General features: G+C 61.7%; 23 protein-coding genes and 1 pseudogene. 6 read left to right on the forward strand and 18 right to left on the reverse strand.

Going from position 1 to position 23,357, the window contains the following annotated elements; all coding sequences use genetic code 11:
* Positions 1-172 precede the first annotated feature (172 nt).
* Positions 173-850: a hypothetical protein gene (locus tag FFS13_RS12920; protein WP_137819501.1), complete on the forward strand. Its 678-nt coding sequence runs from the start codon at positions 173-175 to the stop codon at positions 848-850.
* Positions 851-893: 43 nt separating this feature from the next.
* Here the strand turns inward: FFS13_RS12920 and FFS13_RS12925 are convergent.
* From FFS13_RS12925 to ffh, 7 genes and pseudogenes are all read right to left on the reverse strand, one after another.
* Positions 894-1,151 (reverse strand): annotated as a pseudogene (locus FFS13_RS12925) (acyl-CoA thioesterase); the annotation flags it as partial.
* Between the two features lie 29 nt (positions 1,152-1,180).
* Complete coding sequence (locus tag FFS13_RS12930) at positions 1,181-1,618, reverse strand: hypothetical protein (RefSeq protein WP_137819503.1); 438 nt, start codon at positions 1,616-1,618, stop codon at positions 1,181-1,183.
* A 207-nt stretch (positions 1,619-1,825) separates the two neighbouring features.
* A complete protein-coding gene (gene rplS / locus FFS13_RS12935) occupies positions 1,826-2,176 on the reverse strand; it encodes a 50S ribosomal protein L19 (protein ID WP_137819504.1) in 351 nt (116 codons plus the stop codon).
* 42 nt (positions 2,177-2,218) lie between these two features.
* Positions 2,219-2,971 carry a tRNA (guanosine(37)-N1)-methyltransferase TrmD gene (gene trmD / locus FFS13_RS12940; RefSeq protein WP_137819505.1) on the reverse strand — a complete coding sequence of 251 codons (753 nt, stop codon included), beginning with the start codon at positions 2,969-2,971 and terminating at the stop codon, positions 2,219-2,221.
* A 20-nt stretch (positions 2,972-2,991) separates the two neighbouring features.
* Positions 2,992-3,528, reverse strand: a complete 537-nt coding sequence (gene rimM, locus FFS13_RS12945) for a ribosome maturation factor RimM (RefSeq protein ID WP_137819506.1) — start codon at positions 3,526-3,528, stop codon at positions 2,992-2,994.
* A 5-nt stretch (positions 3,529-3,533) separates the two neighbouring features.
* Complete coding sequence (gene rpsP / locus FFS13_RS12950) at positions 3,534-3,785, reverse strand: 30S ribosomal protein S16 (RefSeq protein ID WP_119955922.1); 252 nt, start codon at positions 3,783-3,785, stop codon at positions 3,534-3,536.
* A 133-nt stretch (positions 3,786-3,918) separates the two neighbouring features.
* On the reverse strand, positions 3,919-5,292 hold the full coding sequence (ffh, locus tag FFS13_RS12955; protein WP_137819507.1) for a signal recognition particle protein: 1,374 nt from the start codon (positions 5,290-5,292) through the stop codon (positions 3,919-3,921).
* 157 nt (positions 5,293-5,449) lie between these two features.
* Between ffh and FFS13_RS12960 the strand changes: the two genes are divergently transcribed.
* Both FFS13_RS12960 and FFS13_RS12965 read left to right on the forward strand, forming a co-directional pair.
* Positions 5,450-6,250, forward strand: a complete 801-nt coding sequence (locus FFS13_RS12960; protein WP_137819508.1) for an inner membrane protein YpjD — start codon at positions 5,450-5,452, stop codon at positions 6,248-6,250.
* 10 nt (positions 6,251-6,260) lie between these two features.
* Positions 6,261-7,553, forward strand: coding sequence for an HlyC/CorC family transporter (locus tag FFS13_RS12965; protein ID WP_137819509.1), 1,293 nt, complete (start codon positions 6,261-6,263; stop codon positions 7,551-7,553).
* A gap of 211 nt (positions 7,554-7,764) precedes the next feature.
* On the opposite strand, the gene purT is transcribed toward FFS13_RS12965, so the two are convergent.
* From purT to FFS13_RS12985, 4 genes are read right to left on the reverse strand one after another with little or no spacing between them, the layout of a single operon-like run.
* On the reverse strand, positions 7,765-8,946 hold the full coding sequence (purT, locus tag FFS13_RS12970; protein ID WP_137819510.1) for a formate-dependent phosphoribosylglycinamide formyltransferase: 1,182 nt from the start codon (positions 8,944-8,946) through the stop codon (positions 7,765-7,767).
* Between the two features lie 33 nt (positions 8,947-8,979).
* Positions 8,980-9,192 carry a DUF1289 domain-containing protein gene (locus FFS13_RS12975; RefSeq protein WP_137819511.1) on the reverse strand — a complete coding sequence of 71 codons (213 nt, stop codon included), beginning with the start codon at positions 9,190-9,192 and terminating at the stop codon, positions 8,980-8,982.
* Positions 9,189-9,713 (reverse strand): gamma carbonic anhydrase family protein, encoded by a 525-nt coding sequence (locus FFS13_RS12980; protein WP_137819512.1) that lies wholly within the window; start codon positions 9,711-9,713, stop codon positions 9,189-9,191. The genes FFS13_RS12975 and FFS13_RS12980 overlap by 4 nt, the downstream gene beginning before the upstream one ends.
* A gap of 26 nt (positions 9,714-9,739) precedes the next feature.
* Positions 9,740-10,342: a CoA pyrophosphatase gene (locus FFS13_RS12985; RefSeq protein ID WP_137819581.1), complete on the reverse strand. Its 603-nt coding sequence runs from the start codon at positions 10,340-10,342 to the stop codon at positions 9,740-9,742.
* 170 nt (positions 10,343-10,512) lie between these two features.
* On the opposite strand from FFS13_RS12985, the gene FFS13_RS12990 reads away from it, so the two are divergent.
* Both FFS13_RS12990 and FFS13_RS12995 read left to right on the forward strand, forming a co-directional pair.
* On the forward strand, positions 10,513-11,067 hold the full coding sequence (locus tag FFS13_RS12990; RefSeq protein WP_137819513.1) for an NUDIX hydrolase: 555 nt from the start codon (positions 10,513-10,515) through the stop codon (positions 11,065-11,067).
* Between the two features lie 38 nt (positions 11,068-11,105).
* Positions 11,106-11,609: a murein L,D-transpeptidase family protein gene (locus FFS13_RS12995; RefSeq protein WP_137819514.1), complete on the forward strand. Its 504-nt coding sequence runs from the start codon at positions 11,106-11,108 to the stop codon at positions 11,607-11,609.
* A 100-nt stretch (positions 11,610-11,709) separates the two neighbouring features.
* Here the strand turns inward: FFS13_RS12995 and FFS13_RS13000 are convergent, their stop codons facing one another.
* From FFS13_RS13000 to purL, 3 genes are all read right to left on the reverse strand, one after another.
* A complete protein-coding gene (locus tag FFS13_RS13000; RefSeq protein ID WP_137819515.1) occupies positions 11,710-12,027 on the reverse strand; it encodes a YqfO family protein in 318 nt (105 codons plus the stop codon).
* Positions 12,028-12,200: 173 nt separating this feature from the next.
* Entirely contained in the window at positions 12,201-12,401 is a 201-nt protein-coding gene (locus tag FFS13_RS20365) for a CDGSH iron-sulfur domain-containing protein (RefSeq protein WP_371922957.1), read from the reverse strand.
* Positions 12,402-12,470: 69 nt separating this feature from the next.
* A complete protein-coding gene (gene purL, locus FFS13_RS13010) occupies positions 12,471-16,367 on the reverse strand; it encodes a phosphoribosylformylglycinamidine synthase (RefSeq protein WP_137819516.1) in 3,897 nt (1,298 codons plus the stop codon).
* A 166-nt stretch (positions 16,368-16,533) separates the two neighbouring features.
* Here purL and mltF point away from each other — a divergent pair, with 166 nt between their 5' ends.
* Positions 16,534-17,997, forward strand: a complete 1,464-nt coding sequence (gene mltF, locus FFS13_RS13015; protein WP_137819517.1) for a membrane-bound lytic murein transglycosylase MltF — start codon at positions 16,534-16,536, stop codon at positions 17,995-17,997.
* A gap of 142 nt (positions 17,998-18,139) precedes the next feature.
* On the opposite strand, the gene tadA is transcribed toward mltF, so the two are convergent.
* The 4 genes from tadA to guaB form a co-directional block, all read right to left on the reverse strand.
* Positions 18,140-18,616 carry a tRNA adenosine(34) deaminase TadA gene (tadA, locus tag FFS13_RS13020; protein ID WP_137819518.1) on the reverse strand — a complete coding sequence of 159 codons (477 nt, stop codon included), beginning with the start codon at positions 18,614-18,616 and terminating at the stop codon, positions 18,140-18,142.
* Positions 18,617-18,659: 43 nt separating this feature from the next.
* Positions 18,660-20,033: a multicopper oxidase family protein gene (locus FFS13_RS13025; protein ID WP_137819519.1), complete on the reverse strand. Its 1,374-nt coding sequence runs from the start codon at positions 20,031-20,033 to the stop codon at positions 18,660-18,662.
* Between the two features lie 146 nt (positions 20,034-20,179).
* Positions 20,180-21,757, reverse strand: coding sequence for a glutamine-hydrolyzing GMP synthase (gene guaA, locus FFS13_RS13030; protein ID WP_137819520.1), 1,578 nt, complete (start codon positions 21,755-21,757; stop codon positions 20,180-20,182).
* A gap of 90 nt (positions 21,758-21,847) precedes the next feature.
* A complete protein-coding gene (gene guaB / locus FFS13_RS13035; protein ID WP_137819521.1) occupies positions 21,848-23,317 on the reverse strand; it encodes an IMP dehydrogenase in 1,470 nt (489 codons plus the stop codon).
* Positions 23,318-23,357: the final 40 nt, after the last annotated feature.

Here is a 23,357-nt window from a genome sequence, read left to right on the forward strand (position 1 = left end):
TAGTCTTTCATACCCGGCTAGCCTTATGCCAGGGCGCCGAGTGGAACGGAAACAGCCTGGGTAACAGCGCTCAACCCCAAACGCGGCAAGGCTCGCCACCTTGGGTGGGTGACAGCCATCTGCCGCGGGATCGTGATTGCATCACGCCACTACAACTGGATGGACCCATCCCATGTCTAATCAACAGCGCTCACGCCTTGGCCAGATCCTGCTCAACAAGGGATTGATCAGCCCCGCCCAACTGGAGGGGGCCATTCAACTGCAACTCACCAGCCACAAGCGCCTCGGTGAGATTCTGCTCGAACAAGGTCTGCTGACCGAGCGGCAGCTGACTAAAGCCCTGAAGAAACAAAGCAATCTACGCATCGCCGCCACGCTAGTCGCCGCCCTGCTCAGCCCTTTCCAAATGGCCAGCGCGGATATTCATCGCCAACCACCCAGCAGCATCAGCCGCCAGGAGATCCCGCGCGGTTTGCAACCCTTGAGCGACCTGGAGATGAGTGATGTCAGCGCCCAAGGCTTGGACGCTGTCTTGCCGGGCTTGTTTATGCAGGCCGAAAGCGGCGACGGACTTGGCACCGTCAGCCAATTGGCCAAGCTGGTGATGCCGGTGCTGAATAGCCTGGAAGCGGAAACCTCGATGGCTGATGTGCGCTACGACACCAGCAAACTCACGTCGATCATCAATGCGGATGGCTCGCTGAATGTGCGCCTGCCCAGCTCCATCGGTGAGTTGCGCTTCGACAATATCCGCATAGCCGGCGCCCCCCAGGGGCAGAGCTTCGGCAACCTGAGCCTGCAGGACTTCGACTTGTCACAGGCCTCGCTGAAGATCAGCCTGCGGCCCTGAAGCCTGCTTTACTCCCTCTCCCTTTAGGGAGAGGGAAACCCCCTCAAGCCGCCACGCTGGGCTGCGCCGCCGGCTCCGGCAGCACCGGCACCGGCTTCTTCTCTTCATCGATGGCAACGAAGCTGAACAGACCACCGATGGCCTTTTCGCGGCCGTCACTGGACATACTCTCGACGAACACCTCGACCTCAACCTTGAGGCTGGTATTGCCGACCTTCACCACCCGGCCAACCAGCTCGACGATGGAGCCGGCGGGGATCGGATGCTTGAAATCGATGCGGTCGGAGGACACGCTGACGAGCCAATCACCAACGCCCTTGACCTCTGAGGCTATGCGAGCGCCTGGGAAGCTTGGTCGTACTTTTCCCTTAGGATGTTGACGTCGCCAGGCCGAATGATCGAACCAACGGCCAGCGGATTTGCATAGAAGCGACCAAGCCGATCTCGTAGGAACTCATGGCAGCGCCCCCTAGTTTCTTTCGAGAATTGTTCACTTAGAGCGACCTCGGCCAAGAGTGATGCAGTAATCATGGCCGACCGCATGGTGCTCTTCGGAAAGCTGGATTTCATGCCCAGGATATGGCCCATGCCGAACTCGCTAAAACAGACCTCTTTCACGAGTTCCTGGTCGCCACACTGGGCCTTCAGCTCGGCAGCAACGCTGGCAACGATCATCCGATTAGACAGATACGAAAGCACCGGCCTTAACACCAAGAAGTAAGCCACAGCCAATGCCAGGCCCAGCTTTACCAATGCTTCTCCGTCCATCTTCACAGCTCCGTTTTGATTGTTAATCTGATTCTATCAGTGGAATTCTTTTCCTGACCAACCTCGAAGCAAAGGCGGCGGCGCCGCGCTGCGGGCTTTATCGTTTTTATCGCGCTGCCAGATCGGCAGATAGAACCCGCCGGTTAGCGGGCGCCAAAAACGAAAAAAGCAGCCCTTGGGCTGCTTTTTTCGCAAAGAAAACTGGGATTAAGCCAGTTTTTCCTTGATGCGTGCTGCCTTGCCGGACAGGTCGCGCAGGTAGTAAAGCTTGGCTTTACGTACGTCACCGCGACGCTTCACAGCCAGGCTGTCAACCAGCGGGCTGTAAGTCTGGAAGGTACGCTCAACGCCAACACCGTTGGAGATTTTACGAACGGTGAAAGCACTGTTCACACCACGGTTACGCTTGGCGATTACTACGCCTTCGAACGCTTGCAGACGCGAACGATCGCCTTCTTTCACTTTAACCTGAACGACTACGGTGTCGCCCGGAGCAAAAGGAGGAATCACTTTGCTCATCTGCTCTGCTTCGAGTGCCAGAATAATTTTATTAGTCATGCTGTGCTCCTAAGACAAACCAACTGGTTTGCCATCGATACGTTAACTATCGTCCCGTTGCCGGAGATATTCCGCCAACAGCTTTTTCTCTTCTCCAGAAAGCGAGCGGCTTTCCAGAAGATCGGCGCGCCGTTCACTAGTCCGACCAAGGGACTGCTGCAAACGCCAACGCCGGATATGTGCGTGATTGCCACTGAGCAACACGTCGGGAACGCGCTTATCCGCATACACCTCCGGTCGGGTGTAGTGCGGGCAGTCGAGCAAGCCATCCGTAAAGGAGTCTTCCTCGGCCGAATCCGCATGACCCAGTGCACCGGGCAGCAGACGCGTCACCGCATCGATCAGAACCATCGCCGGCAGCTCGCCACCGGAGAGTACATAGTCACCAATCGACCACTCTTCATCGACATGCGCTTCAATGAAACGCTCATCGATGCCTTCATAACGCCCGGCGATGAGGATCAGAGCCTCCTCTTTCGCCAGTTCGCGGACCGCCGACTGCTTCAGTTGACGGCCTTGCGGCGACAGGTAAATCACCTTCGCCTTCTCTCCGGCGGCCTGCTTGGCATCCGCCAAGGCGCCTTCCAGAGGCTTGATCTTCATCACCATGCCCGGACCGCCACCGAAAGGCCGATCATCCACCGTTTGGTGGCGATCTTCGGTGTAGCTCCGTGGATTCCAGCAGGTCAGCTGTAATAGCCCCTGTTTCACCGCGCGGCTGGTAATGCCGTATTCGCTGATGGCAGCAAACATTTCCGGGAACAGACTGATGACTTCGACGCGCAGGCTAGCCATGATTCCTACTAACCAGTTGCTTAAAAGTCCGCATCCCAGTCAACCCGTATCTCGCCGGCCGCCAGATCAACCGTCAACACACAGTGCGCCGTGTAGGGCAGCAAGCGTTCACGATCATCCAGGCTGTCTGCGCAGGGCTTGACCACCATCACATCATTAGCGCCAGTTTCCAGCAGGTGATCGATGCGCCCGAGCAATTGCCCGGTCTGGTCGATGACCTTCAAACCTTTCAGCTGGTACCAGTAGTACTCGCCGTCGGTCAGATCTGGGAGCAAGCTGCGGAGCACACAAATTTCGAAACCCGCGAGAAGGCGTGCCTCTTCACGGTCATCGAGCCCCTTCAGCTTTGCCACGAGGACCTTGTTCTGCAAGCGTCCACTGGCCAGCTCAACCTGTCGAACCTCGCCGTCACGCCTAAGCGTCCAGCGTTGGTAATCCAGCAGGTTGTCAATCGGATCGGTAAAGGAAAAGACCTTCACCTCGCCGCGAACACCGTGCACCGAAACAATCTTACCGATGACGATCAAATCATCGGCGGGAGCTGGCGTCGCGTTCATGCGGCTTAGGCTGCTGCCTTAGCGGCATCCTTGAGCAGCTGAGCAACGCGCTCAGACGGCTGTGCGCCCTGGCCGAGCCAGTAGGTAGCGCGCTCTTGATCAACGGACAGACGCACTTCACCACCAGCGGCAACCGGGTTGAAGAAGCCAATACGCTCAACAAAACGACCGTCGCGCGCATTGCGGCTGTCGGTCACGGTCAGGTGGTAAAACGGGCGCTTCTTGGAGCCGCCACGGGCAAGACGGATGGTTACCATGTGAACATCGTTCCTGTAGTCGGTGCTGCAAAACTAAAAATGCATGCTGGGCACTAGGCCCGAAAGGCCGCATATTCTAAGGATTATCAAGCTTTTTGCAAATCTCTTTTTCAGCCGCCTATCGACAGCCCCCTTACATCTTCGGCATGCCGCCAGGAAACATCCCGCCCATGCCGCGCATCATCTTGGCCATACCGCCCTTGGCGGTGACCCTCTTCATCATTTTCTGCATCTGTTTGTGCTGCTTGATCAGCCGCCCAATGTCCTGCACTTGCGTGCCGGATCCCATGGCGATGCGGCGCTTACGCGAGCCGCTGATCACATCCGGGTCACGCCGCTCGCCAGGAGTCATCGAGTTGATGATGGCTTCCATCTGCTTGAACTGCTTCTCCGCCGCGCCCTGGGCGTTACCCATTTGCGCCAGGTTGACCCCACCGATATTCGGTAGTTTGTCCATCAGCCCACCGAGGCCGCCCATGCTTTTCATCTGTTGCAGCTGATCGCGGAAGTCTTCCAGATCGAAGCCTTTGCCCTTCTTCAGCTTCTTCGCCAGCTTGTCGGCTTTTTCACGATCGAGGCTCTGCTCGGCCTGCTCGATCAGGCTGAGCACATCGCCCATGCCGAGGATGCGCGAGGCGATACGATCCGGATGGAAGGGCTCAAGCGCGTCGCTCTTCTCGCCCATACCGATGAATTTGATCGGCTTGCCGGTAATCGCCCGCACCGACAGCGCTGCGCCGCCACGAGCATCGCCGTCGACCTTGGTCAGCACTACGCCGGTCAGCGGCAGCGCCTCGCCGAAGGCCTTGGCGGTGTTGGCCGCGTCCTGACCGGTCATGGCATCCACCACGAACAGGGTCTCGATCGGCTTGATCGCGGCGTGCACCGCCTGAATTTCGGCCATCATTTCGGCATCGATATGCAGGCGACCGGCGGTATCGACGAGCACGACATCGATGAACTTGAGCTTGGCTTCCTTGATCGCCGCCTCGGCGATAGCCACCGGCTTCTGACTGAGGTCCGAGGGGAAGAAGGTCACGCCGATATCGGCGGCCAGGGTTTCCAGCTGCTTGATCGCCGCCGGGCGGTAAACGTCCGCCGAGACCACCATCACCGTCTTCTTCTTGCGCTCTTTCAGAAAGCGCGCCAGCTTGCCGACCGTGGTGGTCTTACCCGCACCTTGCAGGCCCGCCATCAACACGACCGCAGGTGGCGTTGTGTTCAGCGCCAGATCTTCGTTGGCCGCGCCCATCAGCTCTTCGAGCTCGGCGCGGACGATCTTCACGAAGGCCTGCCCCGGCGTCAGGCTTTTAGATACTTCTGTGCCGACTGCGCGGTCTTTGACCTTATTGACGAAGTCTTTGACCACCGGCAACGCGACGTCGGCTTCGAGCAAGGCCATGCGCACTTCACGCAAGGTGTCCTTGATATTGTCCTCGGTCAGCTTGGCCTTGCCGGTGACATTACGCAGGGTCTGGGAGAGGCGGTCGGTAAGATTTTCGAACATGCGCGTTCCTTTCAGGCTCTCTAGAGCCGAGGTTGAGCTTGCGGCAAGCGGCAGATTATAACCAAGACTCAGCAACGCCGACACCGCCAGCGGTCTTTCGTGAATTGGCGGTTTTATGCCACACTCACGCCCTTTCGGGCTCGCCTTACAAGGATTTATGCACCCTCTGCTGCCCAGCCTCGCTGCCGCCTGCCTATATGCCGGCGCCACGGCCTACCAAGGTCTTCGCCTGTCCCAGCGCGTAGCGCCGGACAAACGCCTGCTGACCCTACTCGGCGTCCTCGCCCTGTTCGCCCATGGCTTCAGCCTGTTTATCCAGCTGATCACCCCGGCCGGTCTCAACCTCGATTTCTTCAGTGCCGCTAGCCTGATCACCGCCGCGGTGATCCTCTTGACGCTGCTGGCGTGCGCGCGGATTCCAGTGGAAAACCTGCTCCTGCTGCTGTTCCCGCTGGGCTGTTTAACCGTTTTGCTAGCGCTCTTCGTTCCAGCCGGCACCGTGCAAGTGATCGACGAGGAGCCCGGCATCCTCGCGCATATCCTCCTGTCGATCCTGGCTTACGGCATGCTCACCATCGCCGCACTCCAGTCGTTGCTGTTGCTGCTGCAGGATCACCAGCTGAAGAATAAACACCCGTCCGGCCTGAGCAAAAACTTCCCGCCGCTACAAACCATGGAAAGCTTGCTGTTCGGCTTCCTCTGGGCCGGCTGGGGACTGCTGTCGCTGTCACTGCTGTCCGGCTGGCTGTTCCTCGAAGATCTGTTCGCCCAGCATCTGGCACACAAAACCTTGCTCGCCGGCGTGGCCTGGGTGATTTTTGCCGTGCTGCTGTGGGGCCGGCATCAGCGCGGTTGGCGCGGGCACCAGGCCATTCGCTGGACGCTGGCCGGCTTCTGCCTGCTGATGCTGGCGTATTTCGGCAGCAAGCTAGTACGCGAATTCATTCTGCACATCTAGGTCGTCGCCTGTGTACGATTTAAATCCTGCGTTCCTGATTGGCTTGCTGGTCTTCCTGATTGCCTGTTCGGCGTTTTTCTCCAGCGCCGAAACCGGCATGCTCAGCCTCAACCGCTACCGCCTGCGGAGTTTGGCCAAGCAAGGGCATCGTGGCGCCAAGCGTGCCAGCAGCTTGCTCAATCGCCCGGATCGCCTGCTCGGGATCATTTTGGTCGGCAACACCTTCGTCAACATTTTCGCCGCCGCGATCGCCACCGCACTGGCCATGCAGTTGTGGGGTGAAGCCGGCATCGCGATTGCCATCGTGGCCCTCACCATCATCCTGCTGATCTTCGGTGAGATCGCCCCGAAAACGCTGGCCATCCTGCGTCCTGAGGCGGTCGCCTACCCCACCAGCCTGCCGCTGATGCTGCTCTTGAAGATCCTTTCGCCGCTGGTGTGGCTACTCAATGGCGTGAGTATTGGCCTGCTCAAGCTATTGGGTGTCGACACGACCAGCAAACGCAATGACGGCCTGACCACCGAAGAGCTGCGCATCGTGGTGCGCGAATCGAACCAGGACTTGCCGCAGAGCCGCCAGAGCATGCTGCTCGGTATCCTCGACCTGGAAACCGTCACGGTGAACGACATCATGATCCCGCGCAACGAAGTCGCCGGGATCAACCTGGAAGACCCTCTGGAAGACATCATTACCCAGCTGCGCACCACGCCCCACACGCGCTTGCCGGTGTTTCGCAACGACATCAACCAGATCGAAGGCGTGGTCCATATGCGCCAGATCGCCCGCCTCCTGACCCACGATCAGTTGACTAAAGCAGCCCTCAGCCAAGCCAGCCACGAGCCCTATTTCGTCCCGGAAAGCACGCCGCTGTCGACTCAACTGGTCAACTTCCAGAAGCACAAGCGGCGCATCGGCATAGTCGTCGACGAGTACGGTGACGTGCTCGGCATCGTCACCCTGGAAGATATCCTCGAAGAGATAGTCGGCGACTTCAGCAATCAGGACGCCCTGCGCAGCCCGGACATTCACCCGCAAGACGACGGCACCCAGGTCATCGACGGCGCCGCCTATATCCGCGAAGTGAACAAGGCGCTGGGCTGGAGCCTGCCCTGTGACGGCCCCAAGACCCTCAACGGCCTGATCACCGAGGCCCTGGAAAGCATTCCAGACAGCGCCGTGTGTCTGAAGATCGGCCCTTATCGCCTGGAAATTCTGCAATCCACGGAGAATCGGGTGAAGAGCGTGCGGGTCTGGCGGCCCACGCCAATCGCCCAGTCCAGACCGCACAGCGAATCAGGCTGAAATCGGGCTTGCCGAGCCTGACGTTCACAGCCTCATAGTCGTGTCGCGCTTACCCCGCCGCTCAGCCAGAGCGCTCGCCAGCTGCCCCGCCAAGGCAAAGCCCAGACAAGAAGCGCCACCCCCCCCGCTACCGTCGACTCGCCGAACAGCAACAGACGCAACGGCGCAGCTGGAAACGCGACCGCCCACCAGGCCCAGCCGTGCCAAGACCTCAAAACGCGACAGTCACCGCCTGCGCCGCGCGAGTCGCCTTGGCTCGGGCGGCCTCGATCGACTCATCACGCGCTAGGGCCACGCCCATGCGGCGCTGGCCGTCGACCTCGGGCTTACCGAACAGACGCAGCGCGGTATCCGGCTCGCTCAGGGCGGCGCCCAGGTTGGCGAAACTGGTTTGCCTCGATTGGCCTTCGACTAGCACCACAGCAGAAGCCGAGGGCCCGAGCTGACGAATCGCCGGAATCGGCAGGCCCAGAATGGCCCGCGCATGCAGGGCAAACTCGGAGAGGTCCTGGGAAATCAGCGTCACCAGCCCGGTATCGTGCGGGCGGGGCGAAATTTCGCAGAACCACACCTGGTCACCCTTGACGAACAGTTCGACGCCGAACAAGCCGCGCCCTCCCAAGGAGCCGGTGACGGCCAGGGCAATCCGCTCGGCCTCGACCCGCGCCTTCGGGCTCATCGCCTGCGGCTGCCAGGACTCCTGATAATCGCCCTTGGCCTGGCGATGGCCGACCGGCTGACAGAAGGTGGTACCGCCGACATGCCGCACGGTGAGCAAGGCAATCTCGTAGTCGAAGTCGATAAAACCCTCGACTATCACCCGCCCCTTGCCCGCCCGGCCACCGGCCTGGGCGTAATCCCAAGCGGTTTGCAGATCATCCAGGCTTTTCAGCAGCGACTGGCCCTTGCCCGAGGAGCTCATGATCGGCTTGATCAGGCACGGAAAGCCCAGCGCCTCAACCGCCGCCTGACACTCTTGGAACGAGTCGGCAAAGCGGTAAGGCGAAGTCGGCAGGCCCAGCTCTTCCGCCGCCAGCCGGCGAATACCTTCACGATTCATGGTCAACTGCGCCGCACGCGCCGTGGGGATCACGGTGAAGCCTTCGGCCTCCAGCTCGGCCAAGGTGGCGGTGGCAATGGCTTCGATTTCCGGGACTATGTAGTGCGGCTGCTCCAACTCGATCACCGCGCGCAGCGCCGCCCCGTCGAGCATGTCGACGACATGGCTGCGGTGTGCCACCTGCATGGCCGGCGCATTGGCATAACGGTCGACGGCAATCACTTCAACGCCCAGGCGCTGCAGCTCGATCACCACTTCCTTGCCCAGCTCGCCAGAGCCGCAGAGCAAGACGCGCGTCGCACTCGGCGACAAAGGGGTTCCGATACTGGGCATGGGAGCATCCTTAGACATGAAGGGGGTCGGCAATCAAAGAGGTTTTGTCGGCTCGAGCAACAACTGGCCATTGGCGCGGGCACGCTCCAGGCAGAGGCTCAGCACCTGGCGCCGCTCGCGGTTATCCATGCGGCTCCAGCGGGTGATTTCATCCACGTTGCGCTGGCAGCCGATACAGATATCCGCATCGTCCAGCGCACAGACACTCACACAAGGCGAGGCCACCGGCCGTTCAACGGCCATCAAGCGTCCTGCTCGACCAGATCACGGGCGTAGCGCTGGGCGTTATGTACGTAGTGCGTGGCGCTGGCTTCGAGCATTTTCTTCTGCGCCTCGGTCAGCTCGCGTACCACCTTACCCGGCGAGCCCATCACCAGAGAGCCGTCCGGGATCTCCTTGCCTTCGCCAATCAAGGCGTTAGCACCGATGATGCAGTACTTGCCGATCTTGGCGCCGTTGAGCACCACGGCGTTGATCCCGATCAGGCTGTAATCGCCGACCGAGCAGCCATGCAGCATGGCGTTATGGCCGATGGTCACGCCCTTGCCGATGGACAGAGGGTAGCCCATGTCGGTGTGCATCACCGCCCCGTCCTGCACGTTGCTGTTCTCGCCGATATGGATCAGCTCGTTATCGCCCCGCAACACCGCGTTGAACCAGACGCTGGCTCCCGGCTCGAGCCTGACCTTGCCAACCAGGGTGGCATTCGGCGCAACCCAGCTGTCCGGATGCACCTCGACACTCGACTGCCCCAGGCGATATTTCATGCTGTCGTCCTCAAAACTGCGACCCTTCAGCCCAACTTGATAAAGGATTCGGAAGGCTGATGCAGGGCGATCCCGGCGTCGTAAAGCAGATTGACCAGCTCCACCACCATGATCGCGGTCAGCCCCCAGATTTTATATTCACCGTAACGATAACTCGGCACATACCAGCTGTGTCCGAGGTAGTCGATGCGGTGGGTCATCTCCCGCGGATCGTCGCGAAAGAACGCCAGCGGCACAGTGAAGACCGAGGCGATCTCGCCATCGTTGGCCTGGTACTCGACGTAATCGGGGACGACGCCGACATAAGGCGTGACCCGAATGCCGTGCCGCGACACCAGGCTACTGAGCGGACCAATCACTTCGACCAACCCCGCCGGCAGACCGATCTCCTCCTGCGCCTCACGCAGCGCGGTGTGGATCAGATCGCGATCTTCCGGGTCACGCCGCCCACCCGGAAAGGCGACTTCGCCACCGTGGGTCGACAGACCACTGGCGCGCAGAGTCAGCACCAGTTCCGGCGCATCGCTGCGGGTGATGGGCACCAGCACCGCCGCCTCTGGGAAGCTATGGTCGGTCTCCAGAACGCGCGGCGTATAGCTGCGCACCCGTTGGAGTAGCTCATCGAGCATGGGCATTCTCGGTCTCTTGTTCTGCCCGGCATCATGGCATGAAAGAACCGGCACGCCCAAGCCCTGCGCCACCCGGTCGCAGCATTCAAGCGCTTGACTTTGCCCCCTCGACAGCTTGCCGCCAAGGCCACGCGCGCGCCAAGATAAGCGATGAACACAGAGGATCCGGCATGAAATTTTGTAGCCAGTGCGGCAGCCCCGTGACGCAGCGCATTCCGGAGGGCGATGACCGCCCGCGCTTCGTCTGTGCAGAGTGCCAGACCATCCATTACCAGAATCCGCGAATCGTCGCCGGCTGCGTGCCGGTGTGGGGCGAGCAAGTACTCCTCTGCCGCCGCGCGATTGAGCCGCGCCGGGGCTACTGGACTCTCCCCGCCGGGTTTATGGAGAACGGCGAAACCATGCAGCAAGCTGCCGCCCGGGAAACGCTGGAAGAGGCCTGCGCCCGCGTGCAAGGACTGAGCCTCTACACCCTGTTCGATCTGCCGCATATCAGCCAGGTGTATGTATTTTTCCGCGCCGAGCTGGTCGACCTGGACTTTGCCGTCGGCGCTGAAAGTTTGGAGGTGAAATTGTTCCACGAACGCGACATCCCTTGGTCAGAGCTGGCTTTCCCGACGGTGGGCCGTACCTTAGAATGCTTCTTTGCCGACCGGGTAGCGCAGACCTACCCCGTGCGCAATGAGCCTATTGAGGCCTTGCGCGCGCACTACAAGAAAACCTGACCGCCATGGCGGCTCCGAAGACCTGGGATATAGCTCCGATGCGCTGGTTTTTAGCGGTTCTCTGTTTATCTTTTGCTGCTTTATCTCACGCCAATGCCGCGCCGACCCTCGATGGCAAAGCCGTGGACAAGGTTTTAGTGGTGAAGTCCGAGCGCAAACTGCTGCTGCTGGGCCGCGGCGAAGTACTGAAGGCCTATCGCGTGTCTCTCGGCAAACAACCCGAAGGCGCCAAACGGCGCGAGGGCGATCGCCGCACTCCGGAAGGCTTCTATTGGATCGACTGGCGCAAGAACAGTGACAAATACAACCTGGCCATGCACATCTCCTACCCCAATATCCGCGACCAGGCTAACGCGCGCAAAGAAGGGGTTCCGCCTGGTGGCATGATCATGATCCACGGCACACCATTGGATGAAGAATACCCGGAGTGGTATTTCCATACCCTGGATTGGACCGAAGGCTGTATCGCCATGAAGAACAGCGACATGCGGGAAATCTGGAGTCTGGTCAAAGATGGCACCCTGATCGAGATCCGCCCCTAGGGTGGGTGAAACCCACCATCCAGCACCATTGGTGGGTTCCCCCCTACATCGAACAGCAAAAAAGGCGCCCTCGAGCGCCTTTTTTTTGCCTGCACCTAGTTCAGAAAACCAAGTCCGACAAGCGCCACACCTCGAATGCCGGCGTCTCGTAGGGATGCGCCATGCGCAACGCCTTCACCGCGCCGTGGATCAGCTCGTCAGCCACCACCAACTCGACTTTCCACTCCGCCACGTGCTCGACCAGACCGGCCTGACCGAGGAACGGCTGACTGCCCGCCAGCGGCCGGAACTGCCCTTGCCCGAGGGTCTGCCAACAGCAACTGTCATAGGCGCCGATATGCCCCGCGCCAGCGGCAAAAACAGCATTCTTAACAACGTCCAGATGGGTTTCCGGAACATAAAAACACAGTTTGTACATCAGGGTCTCCGCAGGGTAATGGCAGGGTGAACGGCAACCGACAAATAATGCTGCTTTGCCTTAATCCTACCAAGCGGCGCAGTTCACAAGTCTGCAATCAGACTCACCGACAACCGCAGCGTTCAGCCACGCATAGAGCGCTTAGCCATAAGCCGCCACGACCTAATACCCTTTTAGCCAGGGGCCAGCGGGTTGTGACTGCCATCGCAGTACGGCAGACGCTTGGAGTGGCCGCAGCGACAGGGCCATAGATGCTGCTCACGCACGCTCGGCAGGCTCACCCCCTGCGGGCAATCGGCAGAGCAGTCAGGCCATTGCGGCGAGCGGCCGCGGGTACAGAGCCGTAAGGTCGCGCCCGGCTGAACCAGGCGCACCTCAGGAAGGATAGGGAGAACGGCGGGCGCTACAGACCGGCGGCTTGCGCCTGCCGGCGTCGCTTGCCCTTAGTTAACCCAGACGCGAGCGTTGCGGAACATCCGCAGCCAGCCGCCATCTTCCTGCCACTCTTCCGGGCGCCAGGAGTTCTGTGCGGCGCGGAACACCCGCTCCGGGTGCGGCATCATGATGGTGACGCGGCCGTCGCGACTGGTCAGGCCGGTAATCCCGCGCGGCGAGCCGTTCGGGTTGGCCGGGTAGGTCTCGGTAACCTTGCCATGGTTATCGATGAAGCGCAGGGACACGCAGCCGGACAGATCGGCCTCGAGCAAGGCCTCCTCGCTTTCGAACTCGGCATGCCCCTCGCCGTGAGCGATGGCGATCGGCATCCGCGAACCGGCCATATCGCGCAGGAAGATCGAGGCCGACTCCTGCACCTGCACCATCGCCACCCGCGCCTCGAACTGCTCGGAACGGTTACGCACGAAGTGCGGCCAGAACTCGCTGCCCGGGATCAGTTCGTGCAGATTGGAGAGCATCTGGCAGCCGTTGCACACCCCGAGGGTGAAGCTGTCCTTGCGCTCAAAAAACGCGCTGAACGCATCGCGGGCGCGGCTGTTGAACAGGATCGACTTGGCCCAGCCTTCACCGGCACCGAGCACGTCACCGTAGGAGAACCCCCCACAGGCGACCAGGCCCTTGAATGCTTCGAGATCGACACGCCCGGCGAGAATATCGCTCATATGCACATCGATCGCGTTGAAGCCGGCGCGGTCGAAAGCCGCCGCCATTTCCACCTGGCCGTTAACACCTTGCTCACGCAAGACCGCAATCTGTGGACGGAGGTTCTTCTTGATAAAGGGCGCCGCGATGTCCTGGTTAACGTCGAAGCCAAGTTTGATGCTCAGGCCAGGATTGTCTTCGTCCAGCAGCCCCTCGAACTCCTGCTCGGCACACTCGACGTTATCGCGCAGGCGCTGGATCTGGTAGCTGGTCTCGGCCCACTGACGCTGCAACAGACGACGCTGACCGGCGAATACCGGCTGGCCGTTGAAGCTGATAGCAACCTCAGCGTTATTCACCGGCTGACCGATCACCGCAACGCAATCACCCAGACCCGCCGCGCTGAATTGCGCCAGCACTTCCGGGGTCGAGTCCTGACGCACCTGGATCACCGCGCCGAGCTCTTCGTTGAACAACACGGCAGCCAGCGCTTCGCGGTTGTCAGCCAACGCATCGAGATAGATGTTCAGACCGCAATGGCCGGCGAAGGCCATTTCCAGCACGCTGACCAGCAAGCCACCGTCGGAACGGTCATGGTAGGACAGCAGGTGGCCATCGGCATTCAAGCCCTGGATCACGGCGAAGAAGGCCTTGAGGTCTTCGGCATCGTCGACGTCCGGCGCCTGGCGGCCCAGTTGACCATGCACCTGAGCGAGGATCGAAGCGCCCATGCGGTTCTGCCCACGGCCCAGGTCGATCAGGATCAGATCCGTCACGCCCTTGTCCATGCGCAGTTGCGGGGTCAGGGTCTGGCGCACGTCGAGCACCGGGGCGAAGCCGGACACGATCAGCGACAACGGCGAGGTCACGCTCTTCTCCGTGCCGGCATCCGTCCAACGGGTCTTCATCGACATCGAGTCCTTGCCGACCGGGATGGTGATGCCCAGCTCCGGGCACAGCTGCATGCCGACCGCTTTGACGGTGTCATACAGGCGCGCGTCTTCACCGGGGTGACCGGCGGCGGACATCCAGTTGGCGGACAGTTTGATGTCGGAAATCTTGCCGATTCGCGCGGCCGCGATATTGGTCAGCGTCTCGCCTATCGCCATGCGTCCAGACGCCGGAGCATCCAGCAGCGCCAGCGGCGTGCGTTCGCCCATGGCCATGGCTTCGCCGCAATACACGTCGAAGCTGGCGGCGGTCACGGCGCAGTCGGCCACCGGCACCTGCCAGGGGCCGACCATCTGATCGCGGGCGACCAGGCCGGTGATGGTGCGGTCGCCGATGGTGATCAGGAAGCTCTTGCTGGCCACCGCTGGGTGGCGCAGCACGCGCTCCACGGCCACGTCGAGGTCCAGGGTCGCGGCATCGAAGTCATCGCCCAGCTCGGCTTCGCGACTCGCCGAACGGTGCATGCGCGGCGCCTTGCCGAGCAGCACTTCGAGCGGCATGTCCACGGCGTTGTTGCCGAAATGGCTGTCGGCCACGGTCAGCTGCGGCTCTGCGAGGGCCTCGCCGACTACGGCAAACGGGCAACGCTCGCGCTCGCAGATCGCCTTGAAGCGCTCGAAGTCCGCCGCATCGACCGCCAACACGTAGCGTTCCTGGGATTCGTTGCACCAGATTTCCAGCGGGGCCATGCCCGGCTCGTCGTTGGGCACCGCACGCAGCTCGAAGCGACCGCCACGGCCGGCATCGTTGACCAGCTCCGGGAAGGCGTTGGACAGACCACCGGCGCCGACGTCATGGATAAAGCTGATGGGGTTGTGCTCGCCGAGCTGCCAGCAACGGTCGATCACCTCCTGGCAGCGGCGCTCCATCTCCGGGTTCTCGCGCTGTACCGAGGCGAAATCCAGGTCGGCCGAGCTGGTGCCGGTGGCCATCGAGGAGGCCGCACCGCCACCCAGGCCGATCAACATCGCCGGGCCGCCGAGCACGATCAGCTTGGAGCCCACGGTGATCTCGGCTTTCTGCACGTGTTCGGCCCGGATGTTGCCCATGCCGCCGGCCAGCATGATCGGCTTGTGGTAACCACGGACTTCTTCGCCGCGCGGGGTGGTGATCGCCTGTTCGAAGGTACGGAAGTAGCCGGTCAGTGCCGGGCGACCGAATTCGTTGTTGAACGCCGCGCCGCCGAGCGGGCCTTCGAGCATGATGTCCAGCGCCGTGACGATGCGCTCGGGCTTGCCGTACGGAGTTTCCCACGGCTGTTCGAAACCCGGAATCTGCAGGTTGGAGACGGTGAACCCGGTCAGGCCGGCTTTCGGCTTGGCCCCGCGCCCGGTGGCGCCCTCGTCGCGAATCTCACCACCGGAGCCGGTCGAGGCACCGGGGAACGGCGCGATGGCGGTCGGGTGGTTGTGGGTTTCCACCTTCATCAGAATATGTACCGGCTCCTCGACCGCGCCGTACTGGCGAGTCTCTGGATTCGGGAAGAAACGTCCGGCGACCGAGCCTTCGATTACCGCAGCGTTGTCCTTATAAGCCGACAAGACCCCTTCACCGTGCATCTGGAAGGTGTTCTTGATCATGCCGAACAGGCTTTTTTCCTGATTCTCGCCGTCGATATCCCAGCTGGCATTGAAGATCTTGTGCCGGCAATGCTCGGAGTTGGCCTGGGCAAACATCATCAGTTCGATGTCGTGGGGGTTGCGCCCCAGGCCGGTGAAGCTGGTCACCAGATAGTCGATCTCGTCTTCCGCCAGGGCCAGGCCCAGCTCGACGTTGGCTTGCTCCAGCGCCGCGCGGCCGCCGCCGAGCACGTCGACCAGGGTCAACGGCTTGGGCTGGGCATGGCTGAACAGGCCAGCCGCCTGCTCCAGATCACCCAGCACCAGCTGGGTCATGCGGTCATGCAGGCTGGCGGCGATCAGCTCGGCCTCAGCCTCGCTGAATTCACCGGCGACGTAGTAGGCGATCCCGCGTTCAAGCCGCTGAATCTTCGCCAGACCACAGTTACGGGCGATGTCGCTGGCCTTGCTCGACCAGGGCGAGATGGTGCCGAAACGCGGCAGCACCAAAAACAGTCGGCCGCTCGGCTCTTGTACCGGCACGCTGGGGCCGTACTTGAGCAGGCGGGCGAGCACTTTCTCTTCTTCACCGATGAGTACGCCGGTGACCTCGGCAAAGTGGGCAAACTCGGCATACACACCGCTTACAGCGGGGACCTTCTGGGTCAGTTGCTCGAGTAACTTGCCGTGGCGGAAGGCAGAAAGGGCAGGAGCGCCGCGCAGGATCAACATCTTCGGGACAGCCTCGGGAAGGGGGATGCTTTGAGGCCGTGCATTCTAGCGCAAACCGCCCGCCAAGGCACTCGCGACGGGCACTCTGCTGGCATTGCAGCGCTAACAGAGAAGCACCCCGGCTGTCGAGATATGGCGACCTCGATCCTTTGCGTATACTGCGCCGATGTTTGCACAAACTAAGCTCCGCAGGCGCGGCCCGAAATGGCTGCTGGCGACCGGAATCCTTCTGCTGCTCTGGGGCTGTAGCGAGCCACAGCCCTCGGCCCTAGAGCGCATCCAGAAGGATGGCGTGCTGCGCATGGTTACCCGCAACAGCCCCGCCACCTATTTTCAGGATCGCAATGGCGAGACCGGTTTCGAGTACGAACTGGTCAAACGCTTCGCCGACGATCTCGGCGTCGAGTTGCAAATCGAAACCGCCGACAACCTCGACGAGCTGTTTGCCGGGCTAAACCAAGAGAACGGCCCCGTCTTAGCCGCCGCGGGCCTGGTCAGCAGCAGCGGCCGCCGGACCCAGGCGCGCTTTTCCCAGCCGTATCTGGAAGTGACCCCACAAGTCATCTACCGCAACGGCCAGAGCCGCCCGACCCGCCCGGAAGACCTGTTCGGCAAACGCATCCTGGTACTCAAAGGCAGCAGTCACGCCGAGCAACTGGCCGCGCTCAAGGTGCAGTTTCCCAAACTGAATTACGAGCAATCCGATGCGGTAGAGATCGTCGACCTGTTGCGCATGGTCGATGAAGGCGAAATCGACCTGACCCTGGTCGACTCCAATGAACTGGCGATGAACCAGGTGTACTTCCCCAACGTACGCGTGGCCTTCGACCTCGGCGACACCAGCAGCCTGAGCTGGGCGGTGGCGCCCGGCGCAGACGACAGCCTGCTGGCGGAGGTCAACGCCTTCCTCGAGCGGGTCAAACAGAACGGCACCTTGCAACGCCTGAAGGATCGCTATTATGGCCACGTCGACGTACTGGGCTATGTCGGCGCCTACACCTTCGCCAAGCATCTGCAGCAACGCCTGCCGCGCTATGAGCAGCACTTCCGCCAGACGGCCCAGAGCAATGAAGTCGACTGGCGCCTGCTCGCCGCGATCGGCTACCAGGAATCGCTCTGGCAACCCAACGCCACCTCCAAGACCGGCGTACGCGGACTGATGATGCTGACCCAGCGCACCGCCCAGGCGATGGGCGTGGCCAACCGTCTGGATGCCAAACAAAGCATCAGCGGCGGCAGTAAGTACTTCAGCATGATCAAGCAGGACTTGGCCCCCGAACTGGAAGAGCCGGATCGCACCTGGTTTGCCCTCGCCGCCTACAACATCGGCATCGCCCATCTGGGTGACGCGCGCAAGCTGGCCGAGGCCGAAGGCCTGAATCCGAACAAGTGGCTGGACGTGAAGAAAATGCTGCCGCGCCTGGCGCAAAAGCAGTGGTACCGCAAAACCCGCTATGGCTATGCCCGTGGCGGCGAGACCGTGCACTTCGTACAGAACATCCGCCGCTACTACGACATTCTCACCTGGGTCACTCAGCCACAGCTGGAAGGCAGCCAAGTGGCCGAAAGCAACCTGCATGTTCCAGGCATCGACAAGCGCAAGCCCGACGAAACCACTCCAGCGCTGTAGGCCGGGTAGCGGCGTTGCTTGCCGAAACCCAACGAGGACAGAGCTAGGCTTCACGAGGTGCATCCATGCACCTCGCCCTACGGGCAGCTAAAGCTGTGCAAAACGGCTTTCCTGCCGTTTTGTCACTTCGCGCTACGCCAGCCTAGCCGCGGCGCGCCTTAAAAAACTCACTCAACATCGTGCTGCACTCCTGCGCCAGCACCCCACCCTCGACCAACACCCGGTGATTGAGGAAGTCCTGGGTGAAGAATTGGCCGCGGCTTTGCACCACGCCAGCCTTTGGCTCGGTCGCGCCGTAAACCACCCGCTTGATCCGGGCATGCACGATCAAGCCGGCGCACATGCTGCACGGCTCCAGCGTCACATACAGCGTGCTGCCAAGCAGGCGGTAATTCTCCAGGCTCTGCGCCGCAGCACGGATCGCCACCATCTCGGCATGGGCGCTGGGGTCATGCCGGGAAATCGGGCAATTGAAGCCACGCCCAATGATTTCACCATCCTGCACCAGCAGCGCGCCAACCGGCACCTCGCCCAGGCTCGCGCCCTCGGCAGCCAACGCCAGGGCCTCGCGCATAAAGTGCTGATCCTGGCTACGGTCGATGATCTGCGGCTGACGCATCAGCCAAGCCCAACGCAGCTATCGAGTTGTGCAGCAGAGTTATTCACGAGCTCACCTCGATGCTGGCCATCAGGCCGGTTTCCATATGGTCGATCACATGGCAGTGGAACATCCACACCCCCGGGTTATCCGCCACCAAGGCGACCCGGGCACGCTCGTTTTTGCCGAGCAGATAGGTGTCGGTGAAGTACGGAATGATCTTCTTGCGGTCCGAACTCAGCACCTTGAAGCTCATGCCATGCAGATGGATCGGATGCTGGTACTGAGCCATGTTGCGCAGCTCGAAGATGTAGCTCTTACCCAGCTCCAGCTTGGCGATCGGCCGATCGGCGCAGCTCTTGTCGTTGATGTCCCAGGCCTTGCCATTGATCTGCCAGAAGCTCGACGCCACGCCATTGGCCGCATTCACCGAGACCGCCCCGACCCACTCGAAGTTGAAGCGGAGGGTTTCGGCATTGGCCAGATCCGGCTCGGACACCGGGTTGGCCGGCAACGCCGGCGGCCAATCGCCCGCCGCGTCCGCGCAAGCCTGCGAGCGCAGCGTCGCCAGACGCACCGGACCATTACGCAGCGACAGCTCCTGCCCCGCAGCCGGCACTCGCAAGGCCAGATCCATACGCATTCCCGGCCCCAGCCAATACTCCTTGCCCAGCGGGCGCGGCGCGACCGGGTTACCGTCGAGCGCATAGATCCGCGCCTCGGCGTCCGGCAGGTTGAGCCTATAGGTCAAGGTGTTATCAAGATTGAGCAGGCGCAGGCGCACGACCTGGCCGGCCGGCAGATCCAGCGTCGGCAGATGCTGGCCACTGACGCTGGAGAAACTCCCCGCCGTACCACCGCGCGCCGCCTCCCGCGGGAGGCTGAATGGGGTGAAGGCGCCCTGCTCGTCAATATGCCAGGTCTTCAGGCTGAGGGTGCGTTCATGCAGGAAACCGCTCGGCTCACGCTCTTCGACAATCAGCGGCCCGACCAGGCCGCGACCCAGCTGCTGGCTACTGGACACATGCGGGTGATACCAGTAGCTGCCGGCATCCGGGGTCTTGAACCGATAGTCGAAGTACTCGCCCGGCAGCACCGGCAGTTGCGAGACATAGGGCACGCCATCCATTTCCAGCGGCAGACGGATGCCGTGCCAGTGAATGGTGGTCGGGTGATCGAGCTTGTTGATAAAGCGCACCCGCAACCACTCGCCCTGCTTGGCGCGCAACTCCACGCCCGGCGCCTGGCCGCCATAGGCCCAGGCCGGGGTGAGATGACCGGGTACCAGCTCGAGATCCATGGGCGCGGCGATCAGTTCGTAGTCATGGCTTTGGCCATCCTGCAGGCGGCCCAACCAATAGCGCGCACCACCGGCACCGAGCCCGACCACGGCCAGCCCGGCCAAGCCAGCAAGGATCTGTCGACGCGAGAAAGACATGGGTTCAGGCACCTCAAAGAAAAAGGACTTCGCTGGCCCATCAGGTAATAGCGCCAACCTCTAACGGGCGGCTCGCACGGGGCGGACAAGCTACACCCGGCCGCAGACAACGATAAGGGCGACCTGGGCCGCCCTCACTGGCTACATCATTCCCACTCGATGGTGGCCGGCGGCTTGCTCGACACATCGTAAGTCACGCGGGAGATACCTTCGATTTCGTTGATGATCCGACCGCTCACCGTTTCCAGCAGCTCGTAGGGCAGATGCGCCCAACGGGCGGTCATGAAGTCGATGGTTTCCACCGCTCGCAGGGCCACGACCCAGGCATAGCGACGGCCATCACCGACCACACCCACCGACTTGACCGGCTGGAACACCACGAAGGCCTGGCTGACCTTGTGGTACCAGTCGGCCTTGCGCAGCTCTTCGATAAAGATGTGGTCGGCACGCCGCAGTAGGTCGGCGTATTCCTTCTTCACTTCACCGAGGATGCGCACGCCCAGGCCCGGGCCCGGGAACGGGTGGCGGTAGACCATGTCGTAAGGCAGGCCGAGCTCGAGGCCGAGACGACGGACTTCGTCCTTGAACAGCTCACGCAGCGGCTCGACCAGCTTGAGATTCATCTCCTCCGGCAGGCCACCGACGTTGTGGTGCGACTTGATCACGTGGGCCTTGCCGCTCTTGGCGCCGGCCGATTCGATCACATCCGGGTAGATGGTGCCCTGGGCGAGGAACTTGATGTTGTCCAGCTTGCAGGACTCGGCATCGAACACATCGATAAAGGTGCGGCCGATGATCTTGCGCTTCTTCTCCGGGTCGGCTTCGCCGGCCAGGTTGCCGAGGAACTGCTCTTCGGCATTGGCGCGAATCACCTTGACGCCCATGTTCTCGGCGAACATGGCCATCACCTGCTCGCCTTCGTGCAGGCGCAGCAGGCCATTGTCGACGAACACGCAGGTCAGCTGATCGCCAATCGCCTTGTGCAACAAGGCCGCCACCACCGAGGAATCCACCCCGCCGGACAGGCCGAGCAACACATTGGCGCTGCCGACTTGGGCACGCACGCTGGCGATGGCGTCATCGACTATATTCGACGCCGTCCACAGGGCTTCGCAGCCACAGATCTCGAGGATGAAGCGCGACAGAATGCGCCCGCCCTGCTTGGTGTGGGTCACTTCCGGGTGGAACTGCACGCCGTAATAACCGCGGTGATCGTCGGCCATGGCGGCGATCGGGCAGCTCGGCGTGCTGGCGAGGATATGGAAACCTTCCGGCAGCACTGTGACCTTGTCGCCGTGGCTCATCCACACGTCGAGACCGAACACGCCATCGTCGTCCACATGATCTTCGATGCCATTCAGCAGGCGGGCCTTGCCGACCACATCGACGCGGGCATAGCCGAACTCACGCAGCTGGGAACCTTCGACCTTGCCGCCCAGCTGCTCGGCCATGGTCTGCATGCCGTAGCAGATGCCGAAGACCGGTACGCCGAGGTCGAACACCGCCTTGGGGGCACGCGGGCTGTTCGCCTCGTGTACCGACTCAGGACCGCCGGCGAGAATGATGCCGCGCGGAGCGAAGGCGCGGATGTCGTCATCGCTCATATCGAACGGGTGCAGCTCGCAATACACGCCGATTTCGCGCACGCGACGGGCGATCAGCTGGGTGTACTGGGAACCGAAATCGAGGATCAGGATGCGGTGGGCGTGGATATCGTGGACCATGGCCGTCTCTCGTAGCGGAATTCACAAACAACGCGGGGCTGCCCTGTCAAATAACAGCCACAGCCCCGGATCGAATTTCAGCGGTGGGGATTAACCCACCCGGTAGTTCGGTGATTCTTTAGTAATTTGCACGTCATGGACGTGCGACTCGGCCATGCCGGCGCCAGTGATGCGGACGAACTCGGGAGTCGTGCGCATTGCTTCAATAGTGGCGCAACCGGTGTAACCCATGGAGGCGCGCAGGCCGCCCATCAGTTGGTGGACGATGGCACTCATCGCGCCCTTGTACGGCACGCGACCTTCGATGCCTTCCGGCACCAGCTTCTCGGCACCGGCCGAGGAGTCCTGGAAGTAGCGGTCGGAGGAGCCTTGCGCCTGCGCCATGGCGCCCAGCGAGCCCATGCCACGGTAAGCCTTGTAGGAACGGCCCTGGAACAGTTCGACCTCGCCCGGTGCCTCTTCGGTACCGGCCAGCATGGAGCCGATCATCACACAGGACGCACCGGCGACCACGGCCTTGGACAGGTCACCGGAGAAGCGGATGCCGCCATCGGCGATCAGCGGCACACCAGTGCCTTGCAGCGCGGCAGCAACGTTGGCGATCGCGGAAATTTGCGGTACGCCAACCCCGGCGACGATGCGCGTGGTGCAGATCGAGCCCGGACCTATCCCGACTTTCACCGCATCCGCGCCGGCTTCGGCAAGAGCCTTGGCGGCGGCGCCAGTGGCGATGTTGCCACCAATGACCTGCACGTCCGGGAAGTTCTGCTTGACCCAGCGCACGCGCTCGATCACGCCCTTGGAGTGACCGTGGGCGGTGTCGACCACCACCACATCCACGCCAGCAGCAACCAACGCCGCGACCCGATCACCGGTATCCGCACCGGTGCCGACTGCCGCGCCGACGCGCAGACGACCCTGATCATCCTTGCTGGCGAAGGGGTAAGCCTTGGCCTTTTCGATGTCCTTGACGGTCATCATGCCTTTCAGCGCGAACGCTTCATCGACGATCAGGACTTTCTCGATGCGGTGCTTGTGCAACAGGTCGCGCACTACATTCTTATCGGCACCTTCGCGCACTGTGACCAGACGCTCTTTCGGCGTCATCACTTCGCGCACCTTGGCATCCAGGCGGTTTTCGAAACGGACGTCACGGGAGGTGACGATGCCGACCAGGTCGCCATCGGACAGCACCGGCACACCGGAGATGTTGTTCTGCCGGGTCAGCTCGAACAGGTCACGCACCGTGGCGTCGGCTTCGATGGTGATCGGGTCTTTGACCACACCCGCCTCGAACTTCTTGACCTTGCGCACTTCGGTGGCCTGCTGCTCGATGGTCATGTTCTTGTGGATGATGCCGATGCCGCCCTCCTGGGCCATGGCAATGGCCAGGCGGGCTTCGGTCACGGTATCCATCGCCGCGGAAAGCAGCGGGATGTTCAGCTCGATGCCGCGGGTCAGTCGAGTTTTAAGGCTGACGTCTTTAGGCAGAACTTCGGAATAACCTGGAATAAGAAGGACGTCGTCGAAGGTTAGGGCTTCTTGACTGATACGCAGCATGGCGGGGGCTCCCGGGCGGGAAAATGGAAGCGCGCCATTA

The sequence above is a fragment of the Pseudomonas sp. 2FG genome (assembly GCF_005502935.1).
GTDB lineage: Bacteria > Pseudomonadota > Gammaproteobacteria > Pseudomonadales > Pseudomonadaceae > Aquipseudomonas.

Bases quoted from the DNA above. Each gene is read 5' to 3' on its own strand.
- FFS13_RS12920 (WP_137819501.1), top strand. From the start codon at position 173: ATGTCTAATCAACAGCGCTCACGCCTTGGCCAGATCCTGCTCAACAAG.
- FFS13_RS12930 (WP_137819503.1), bottom strand. From the start codon at position 1,618: ATGGACGGAGAAGCATTGGTAAAGCTGGGCCTGGCATTGGCTGTGGCT.
- rplS (WP_137819504.1), bottom strand. From the start codon at position 2,176: ATGACTAATAAAATTATTCTGGCACTCGAAGCAGAGCAGATGAGCAAA.
- trmD (WP_137819505.1), bottom strand. From the start codon at position 2,971: ATGGCTAGCCTGCGCGTCGAAGTCATCAGTCTGTTCCCGGAAATGTTT.
- rimM (WP_137819506.1), bottom strand. From the start codon at position 3,528: ATGAACGCGACGCCAGCTCCCGCCGATGATTTGATCGTCATCGGTAAG.
- rpsP (WP_119955922.1), bottom strand. From the start codon at position 3,785: ATGGTAACCATCCGTCTTGCCCGTGGCGGCTCCAAGAAGCGCCCGTTT.
- ffh (WP_137819507.1), bottom strand. From the start codon at position 5,292: ATGTTCGAAAATCTTACCGACCGCCTCTCCCAGACCCTGCGTAATGTC.
- FFS13_RS12960 (WP_137819508.1), top strand. From the start codon at position 5,450: ATGCACCCTCTGCTGCCCAGCCTCGCTGCCGCCTGCCTATATGCCGGC.
- purT (WP_137819510.1), bottom strand. From the start codon at position 8,946: ATGCCCAGTATCGGAACCCCTTTGTCGCCGAGTGCGACGCGCGTCTTG.
- FFS13_RS12980 (WP_137819512.1), bottom strand. From the start codon at position 9,713: ATGAAATATCGCCTGGGGCAGTCGAGTGTCGAGGTGCATCCGGACAGC.
- FFS13_RS12985 (WP_137819581.1), bottom strand. From the start codon at position 10,342: ATGCTCGATGAGCTACTCCAACGGGTGCGCAGCTATACGCCGCGCGTT.
- FFS13_RS12990 (WP_137819513.1), top strand. From the start codon at position 10,513: ATGAAATTTTGTAGCCAGTGCGGCAGCCCCGTGACGCAGCGCATTCCG.
- FFS13_RS12995 (WP_137819514.1), top strand. From the start codon at position 11,106: ATGCGCTGGTTTTTAGCGGTTCTCTGTTTATCTTTTGCTGCTTTATCT.
- FFS13_RS13000 (WP_137819515.1), bottom strand. From the start codon at position 12,027: ATGTACAAACTGTGTTTTTATGTTCCGGAAACCCATCTGGACGTTGTT.
- purL (WP_137819516.1), bottom strand. From the start codon at position 16,367: ATGTTGATCCTGCGCGGCGCTCCTGCCCTTTCTGCCTTCCGCCACGGC.
- mltF (WP_137819517.1), top strand. From the start codon at position 16,534: ATGTTTGCACAAACTAAGCTCCGCAGGCGCGGCCCGAAATGGCTGCTG.
- tadA (WP_137819518.1), bottom strand. From the start codon at position 18,616: ATGCGTCAGCCGCAGATCATCGACCGTAGCCAGGATCAGCACTTTATG.
- FFS13_RS13025 (WP_137819519.1), bottom strand. From the start codon at position 20,033: ATGTCTTTCTCGCGTCGACAGATCCTTGCTGGCTTGGCCGGGCTGGCC.
- guaA (WP_137819520.1), bottom strand. From the start codon at position 21,757: ATGGTCCACGATATCCACGCCCACCGCATCCTGATCCTCGATTTCGGT.
- guaB (WP_137819521.1), bottom strand. From the start codon at position 23,317: ATGCTGCGTATCAGTCAAGAAGCCCTAACCTTCGACGACGTCCTTCTT.